The 4,048-nt window shown below is 51.6% G+C and carries 4 protein-coding genes; all 4 read right to left on the bottom strand.

Translation table 11 applies throughout. From position 1 onward, the window contains the following. On the bottom strand, positions 1–222 hold a 222-nt coding region (locus tag RDL68_RS06125), incomplete at its 3' end, for a GTP-binding protein (RefSeq protein WP_308540794.1). Positions 223–311: 89 nt separating this feature from the next. After that, positions 312–2,405 carry an elongation factor G gene (gene fusA, locus RDL68_RS06120; RefSeq protein WP_308540793.1) on the bottom strand — a complete coding sequence of 698 codons (2,094 nt, stop codon included), beginning with the start codon at positions 2,403–2,405 and terminating at the stop codon, positions 312–314. Between the two features lie 17 nt (positions 2,406–2,422). Further along, positions 2,423–2,893 (bottom strand): 30S ribosomal protein S7, encoded by a 471-nt coding sequence (rpsG, locus tag RDL68_RS06115; protein ID WP_308540795.1) that lies wholly within the window; start codon positions 2,891–2,893, stop codon positions 2,423–2,425. A 116-nt stretch (positions 2,894–3,009) separates the two neighbouring features. Next, positions 3,010–3,423, bottom strand: coding sequence for a 30S ribosomal protein S12 (gene rpsL, locus RDL68_RS06110; protein ID WP_308540792.1), 414 nt, complete (start codon positions 3,421–3,423; stop codon positions 3,010–3,012). Positions 3,424–4,048: the final 625 nt, after the last annotated feature.

Genomic DNA, 4,048 nt, shown 5'->3' with positions numbered 1-4,048 from the left:
CGGCGTTTCGTACTCAACAACCGAAGTGTTGATGGTTATACCACGTGCGCGCTCTTCCGGCGCCTTATCGATGTTGGCATAATCAACAAATTCGCCTGTGCCGAACTTTTCGTTCATAACTTTGGTGATGGCAGCGGTTAACGTCGTCTTACCATGGTCGACGTGACCGATCGTGCCGATGTTTACATGCGGTTTGCTACGCTCAAATTTTTGCTTCGCCATTTTTTCCTCCTAAAAACAACAACTGGTCGCTACGAAACATTATAGAACAGATAGTACAAAATTACCACTGTTCGCAACACGCACAGCAATTACTCGTTGCGCGATTTCGTGACTTCCTCTGCGATACTGTCAGGCACCTTTTCATAGTGGTCGAATTGCATAGAATACGTTGCGCGTCCCTGCGTTTTAGAACGTAAATCCGTCGCATAGCCAAACATTTCAGACAGCGGAATATACGCATCCACTACCTGAACGCCGGCGCGCGTAGACATTTGTTCAATGCGTCCGCGACGGGACGAAACATCGCCCATAACATCGCCCAAATATTCTTCCGGTGTGAGGATTTCCACTTTTTGCAGCGGTTCCAACAGAGCCGGTTTCGCCTGTTTCATCGCATTCTGCATCGCCATGGATCCGGCAATCTTAAACGCCGTTTCCGACGAGTCCACTTCATGGAAGGAGCCGTCGTAAATCTCCACGTCTACATCCAGAACGGGGAATCCGGCAACCGGACCGCTCTGGCACGCTTCCTGAATACCCTGAATGGACGGATTGATAAATTCCTTCGGAATCGATCCGCCGACCGTGACATTGTGTACTACGATGCCCGTTCCCGGTTCACCCGGTTTGATGCGAATGCGCACATCACCGTACTGACCGTGACCACCGGACTGACGCACAAATTTGCCTTGCGCTTCTGCCGGTGCCGTAATGGACTCGCGGTAGGAAACCTGCGGATTACCGATGTTGGCTTCGACTTTGAACTCACGCTGCAGACGGTCAACGATAATCTCCAAATGGAGCTCGCCCATACCAGCGATGATGGTCTGACCGGTTTCGGCATTCGTATACGTCTTAAAGGTCGGATCTTCTTCCGCCAATTTTGCAAGCGCAATACCCATCTTCTCTTGCGAAGCGCGGGTCTTCGGCTCAATCGCAACGGAGATAACCGGCTCCGGGAAGGTCATCTGCTCAAGAATGATCGGATTGTCCTGATCGCAAAGCGTATCGCCTGTTCCGGTGTCTTTCAGTCCAACGGCAGCGGCAATGTCGCCTGCCTGAACCAACTCAATCTCTTCACGCTTGTTCGCGTGCATCTGCAAAATGCGGCTCAGACGCTCACGCTTGCCTGTCGTCGAGTTGTAGATATAGCTTCCGTTTTCCACCGTTCCCGAATATACACGGAAAAAGCAAAGTTTACCCACATATGGGTCGGTCATGACCTTGAAAGCCAGCGCCGAGAACGGGGCATCCACATCCGCATCGCGATGAATAATCTCTTCACTGTCGGGATCGGTCGTTGTACCCGATACCGGCGGAATATCCAACGGGCTCGGCATATAATCGACCACTGCGTCAATTAGGAACTGAACGCCACGGTTTTTGTATGCCGATCCGCAAAGCACCGGAAAAATCTTCTGTTCCAGGGTACCCTTGCGAATAGCGTTGCGAATCATGTCCTCGCTGATGGGTTCTTCTTCCAGATACGCCATCGCTAAATCATCATCCACTTCAGAGAGCGTCTCGAGCATGTTCGAACGCATCTCTTCCGCCTGATCCTTCAGGTCTGCCGGAATGTCTTCGTCCGTAATCTCTTTGCCGAGATCATCGTGATACACTTCGGCACGCATGGTAACGAGGTCGATAATACCCACGAATTTATGTTCTGCGCCGATGGGCAACTGTACCGGCAACGCATTGGCTTTCAGCTTATCGCGAATCGTATCTACGGACATCAGGAAGTCAGCACCTGTCGCATCCATCTTGTTGATGAAGCACATGCGCGGAACTTTGTACTTATCCGCCTGACGCCATACCGTTTCCGATTGCGGTTCTACGCCGCTCTTTGCGTCAAACAGCGCAACTGCGCCGTCTAACACGCGAAGGGAACGTTCCACTTCTACGGTAAAGTCCACGTGTCCCGGCGTGTCGATAATGTTGATACGATGATTGATGCCGTTGCGAGGCCAGAAGCAAGTCGTCGCGGCGGACGTAATCGTAATGCCGCGTTCTTGTTCCTGCTCCATCCAGTCCATTTGTGCAGCGCCTTCGTGTGTATCGCCCATTTTGTGAATCTTACCGGTGTAGAAAAGAATACGCTCCGTTACGGTCGTCTTTCCGGCATCGATATGAGCCATGATACCAATATTACGAATATCTTTTAGAGGTGTATGTCCTGCCAATGAGAACCTCCCCGCGATTAATAGCGGAAGTGCGCGAATGCCTTGTTCGCGTCCGCCATGCGGTGCATCTCTTCTTTGCGGCGCACACTGGCACCGGTATTGTTAAATGCATCCACCAGTTCGCTGCCTAAACGCTCGACCATTGTTTTTTCACCGCGTGTACGGGCAAAACCGACAATCCAGCGCAGAGCCAGCGTCTGACGACGATCGGGGCGAACTTCCATCGGCACCTGATACGTCGCACCACCAATGCGGCGACCCTTGACTTCCAGTACCGGCATGACGTTCGCCAATGCTTTGCGATAGATTTCGAGCGCATCTTGACCGACTTTGTTCTCTGCATAAGCAAAGGCGCCATAGACAATGCGCTGAGCCAGTCCTTTTTTGCCGTCCAACATGACCGTATTAATCAGCTTAGATACAGCCACGTCATTATATTGGGGATCCGGCATGATCTCCCTTTTTGGAATATGTCCTTTTCTTGACACTTCTCTTCCCTCCTTATCATCCATCGGGATGAATGGTACTCAACCGCCGCTTTTCGACGGCTGCCGTGCACAAGAAAACCAGAAGGTTCGCGTATGCACTTTCGTCTCGTGTTTACTTACTTGCTGGATTTCTTTGCGCCGTATTTTGAACGAGCTTGTTTACGGCCTTCCACGCCGGACGCATCCAATGCGCCACGGATGATGTGATAACGCACACCAGGCAAGTCTTTGACACGACCCCCGCGGATAAGCACAACGCTGTGCTCCTGCAGGTTATGACCGATACCGGGAATGTAAGAAAGGACTTCATAGCCGTTGGTTAAACGTACACGAGCCACTTTACGAAGCGCCGAGTTCGGCTTCTTCGGGGTTACTGTACGCACCGACGTGCACACGCCGCGCTTCTGAGGCGATTCCACCGCCGTCTGGCGATTCTTCAACGTATTAAAGTTGAAACCCAACGCAGGCGTATTCGTCTTCTTTCGTTCCGAAAAACGTCCCTTACGGATCAATTGATTGATTGTCGGCATACCGTTCCTCCTTCTTTTCGTATTTTCCTCTTCGGAATGCGGGTTATTCGCCGAAATAATTCCCTTCGATCGGTACGACTATTCGGCGCGCAAAGCCTTGTCGCCTGCGCTTTTCGCCATTTGTGCCGATTTGAAGGCAAAATTCGGAAGATAACCTTAGACAGTATAACAGTCGTAGGAAACCCCGTCAAGGTGCGCTTCTGTCGCCATTCCGAGCGTCGTCGGCAACGACACTCCGCTCCTTCCTTATGCCGCCGGCTTCTGCTTTGAACACGGATTACTGATTAGGGAAGTTACGGGTGTGTCGCTTCCTTTTTTGGGGAGAGGCGTGCCTATAATAAGGAGCGCTGCCGTTGGCACCGCAATCTTCTGTAAAGAACGCCGCCTTTGGCGGCATTTAGAAACCGCCGGCCTCAGGCCGGCTCCTTATAGAAGCCCACGGGCAGATTACGGCGGCTTTCCGCACTTTTGCGTTTTACAACCGTAATGTAGCCATGTCATTTACGGGGGCTTTCCGCACTTTCCTCTTTTTCCGCCGTAATTATTTCGCCCACTTTACGGCGGCTTTTCGTAGTTTTGCGCTTTACAGCCGTAATGAATCTCGTAAGGGGTTTGATATCCGTTT

This window comes from uncultured Murdochiella sp. (assembly GCF_902488755.1).
In the GTDB taxonomy this organism is placed as follows: Bacteria; Bacillota; Clostridia; order Tissierellales; family Peptoniphilaceae; genus Murdochiella.
Note: the sequence above shows the minus strand (reverse complement) of the source record. Positions and strands in the feature narration are given on the sequence as shown.